The sequence below is a fragment of the Streptococcus mitis genome (assembly GCF_001579035.1).
Classification (GTDB): Bacteria; Bacillota; Bacilli; order Lactobacillales; family Streptococcaceae; genus Streptococcus; species Streptococcus mitis_J.
In genome coordinates, this window is the sequence record NZ_KQ970287.1 from 180,030 (window position 1) to 183,292 (window position 3,263).

The 3,263-nt window shown below is 43.5% G+C and carries 4 protein-coding genes; 3 read left to right on the top strand and 1 reads right to left on the bottom strand.

The window, feature by feature from the left end:
• The 3 genes from SMIDD26_RS11565 to SMIDD26_RS05355 form a co-directional block, all read left to right on the top strand.
• Positions 1 to 935, top strand: a 935-nt coding sequence (locus SMIDD26_RS11565; RefSeq protein ID WP_134990192.1) for an ABC transporter ATP-binding protein, incomplete at its 5' end; no start/stop codon positions are given.
• Complete coding sequence (locus SMIDD26_RS05350) at positions 928 to 1,986, top strand: ABC transporter permease (protein WP_023942990.1); 1,059 nt, start codon at positions 928 to 930, stop codon at positions 1,984 to 1,986. The genes SMIDD26_RS11565 and SMIDD26_RS05350, both read left to right, overlap by 8 nt.
• Positions 1,987 to 1,988: 2 nt before the next feature.
• On the top strand, positions 1,989 to 2,945 hold the full coding sequence (locus SMIDD26_RS05355) for an ABC transporter permease (protein ID WP_023940960.1): 957 nt from the start codon (positions 1,989 to 1,991) through the stop codon (positions 2,943 to 2,945).
• A gap of 36 nt (positions 2,946 to 2,981) precedes the next feature.
• Here SMIDD26_RS05355 and SMIDD26_RS12895 read toward each other — a convergent pair.
• Positions 2,982 to 3,263, bottom strand: a 282-nt coding sequence (locus SMIDD26_RS12895; protein ID WP_246746928.1) for a glycerol-3-phosphate acyltransferase, incomplete at its 5' end; no start/stop codon positions are given.

The window sequence follows — 3,263 nt, forward strand, 5'->3', positions numbered from 1 at the left end:
AGTTGGACGAGATTCGCGCAGTTTCTGACCGCGTTACGGTTATCCGTCGTGGGAAATCAATTGAAACCGTCAAAATTGCAGGGGCTACCAATGCTGATTTGGCAGAAATGATGGTAGGGCGTTCTGTTTCCTTTAAAACAGAGAAACAAGCCTCTCAACCAAAAGAAGTGGTCTTAACTATTAAAGACTTGGTGGTCAATGAAAACCGCGGTGTCCCAGCTGTGAAAAATCTGTCCTTGGATGTTCGTGCTGGAGAGATTGTTGGTATTGCAGGGATTGATGGAAATGGTCAGTCTGAACTGATTCAAGCCATTACAGGTCTTCGCAAGGTTGAATCTGGTAGCATTGAGCTAAAAGGAGATTCAATTGTAGGCTTGCACCCACGTCAGATTACAGAGTTGAGTGTTGGGCACGTTCCAGAAGATCGTCACCGTGATGGTTTGATTTTGGAAATGATGATTTCTGAAAATATTGCCCTTCAAACCTACTATAAAGAACCACATAGTAAAAATGGAATTTTGAACTATTCAAATATTACTTCTTATGCTAAAAAGCTAATGGAAGAATTTGATGTTCGTGCTGCCAGTGAATTTGTGCCTGCAGCTGCACTCTCGGGAGGAAATCAACAAAAAGCAATTATTGCTCGTGAAATTGATCGAGATCCTGATCTCCTTATCGTCAGCCAGCCAACTCGTGGGCTGGATGTCGGTGCCATTGAATATATCCACAAACGTTTGATTGAAGAGCGTGATAATGGCAAGGCTGTCCTTGTTGTAAGCTTTGAACTAGATGAGATTTTAAACGTCTCAGACCGTATTGCCGTTATCCACGATGGTAAGATTCAAGGTATTGTATCACCAGAAACAACCAATAAACAAGAACTTGGTGTCTTGATGGCAGGTGGAAACTTGGGAAAGGAGAAGAGTGATGTCTAAAAAATTACAACAAATTTCGGTTCCCTTGATTTCTGTCTTCCTAGGAATTTTACTTGGAGCCATTGTCATGTGGATCTTCGGTTATGATGCCATCTGGGGCTATGAAGAATTGTTCTACACAGCCTTTGGTAGCCTGCGTGGTATTGGAGAAATCTTCCGTGCTATGGGGCCTTTGGTCTTGATTGGTCTTGGTTTTGCTGTTGCCAGTCGTGCAGGTTTCTTTAACGTCGGACTTCCTGGTCAGGCTTTGGCAGGTTGGATTCTCAGTGGTTGGTTTGCCCTGTCGCATCCAGATATGCCCCGTCCCTTGATGATTCTAGCAACCATCGTGATTGCCTTGATTGCGGGAGGGATTGTTGGAGCGATTCCAGGTATTCTTAGGGCCTATCTAGGGACATCAGAGGTTATCGTAACCATCATGATGAACTACATTGTCTTGTATGTAGGAAATGCCTTTATCCATGCCTTCCCTAAAGATTTCATGCAAAGTACAGATTCGACGATTCGTGTCGGAGCTAATGCAACCTACCAGACCCCTTGGTTGGCTGAGTTGACTGGGAATTCACGGATGAATATTGGTATTTTCTTTGCTATCATTGCGGTTGCAGTTATTTGGTTTATGCTCAAGAAAACGACTCTTGGTTTTGAAATCCGTGCGGTTGGTCTTAATCCACACGCATCAGAATACGCTGGTATTTCTGCAAAACGAACGATTATCCTATCAATGATTATCTCAGGTGCCTTGGCAGGTCTTGGTGGTGCTGTTGAAGGACTTGGAACCTTCCAGAATGTCTATGTTCAAGGGGCATCATTGGCTGTTGGATTTAACGGAATGGCGGTTAGTCTGCTTGCAGCCAACTCACCAATCGGTATTCTCTTTGCAGCCTTCCTATTTGGTGTTCTCCAAGTTGGAGCCCCTGGTATGAATGCGGCGCAGGTACCGTCTGAGCTTGTCAGCATTGTAACAGCGTCTATTATCTTCTTTGTTAGTGTTCATTACCTTATCGAACGCTTTGTCAAACCGAAAAAACAAGTTAAAGGAGGTAAGTAACGATGTCTATTACAACCTTGCTCACCCTCTTGGTGTCTTCTATGCTGATTTACTCAGCACCCCTCATCTTTACAAGTATCGGCGGTGTTTTCTCTGAACGTGGTGGTGTGGTAAACGTCGGTCTTGAAGGAATTATGGTTATGGGTGCCTTTTCTGGAGTTGTCTTTAACCTTGAATTTGCAGAACAATTTGGAGCAGCAACTCCATGGCTATCCTTGCTTGTAGCAGGATTGGTAGGGGGAATCTTTTCTATCATCCACGCAGCAGCGACGGTTCATTTCCGTGCAGACCATGTTGTCAGCGGTACGGTATTAAATTTGATGGCGCCTGCCTTGGCTGTTTTCTTGGTGAAAGTTCTTTATAACAAAGGACAAACCGACAACCTAAGTCAAACTTTTGGACGCTTTGACTTCCCAGTCTTGGCGAATATCCCAGTGATTGGTGATATCTTCTTCAAGTCAACAAGTTTACTTGGTTATCTGGCCATTGCCTTCTCATTCCTTGCTTGGTTTATCCTCTTCAAGACTCGATTTGGTCTTCGTCTCCGCTCTGTAGGTGAGCACCCTCAAGCAGCGGATACCTTGGGAATCAATGTCTACAAGATGAGATATTTAGGGGTTATCATTTCAGGTTTCCTAGGTGGAATTGGCGGAGCGATTTATGCTCAATCAATCTCAGTTAACTTCTCAGTGACAACTATTGTTGGACCTGGATTTATCGCTCTTGCTGCGATGATCTTCGGAAAATGGAATCCAATCGGAGCCATGCTATCTAGTCTCTTCTTTGGACTTTCACAAAGTTTGGCTGTTATCGGATCTCAATTGCCATTCCTACAAGGAGTTCCTGCGGTTTACCTTCAAATCGCACCTTATGTTTTGACTATTCTGGTCTTGGCAGCCTTCTTTGGAAAAGCAGTCGCACCCAAAGCAGATGGTATCAACTATATCAAATCAAAATAAGCATACAAAAAAACGTCAGTACATTCAAACTGGCGTTTATTTTTTAGGATTTTGATGGGTTAAGTTCAGTCCCCAAGGGACCAAATTTTCAGTTTTATTTTTGATGCGTGTGATATTATCCTTATGCCGAATGATAATCAAGCTAGCAAGTGCTAGGATAATAGCGATGAAGAGAGGGTCATAGTTGCTCAGGATAAAACCAAAAAGTGGAAAGAGTAGAACCCCGATAACAGCCGCGATAGATGCTGTGACACTAGATAGTGAAATCATACTACCAAGATAGAGGGTTCCAAAGAAAACAACCGCAAGGTAGAGGCA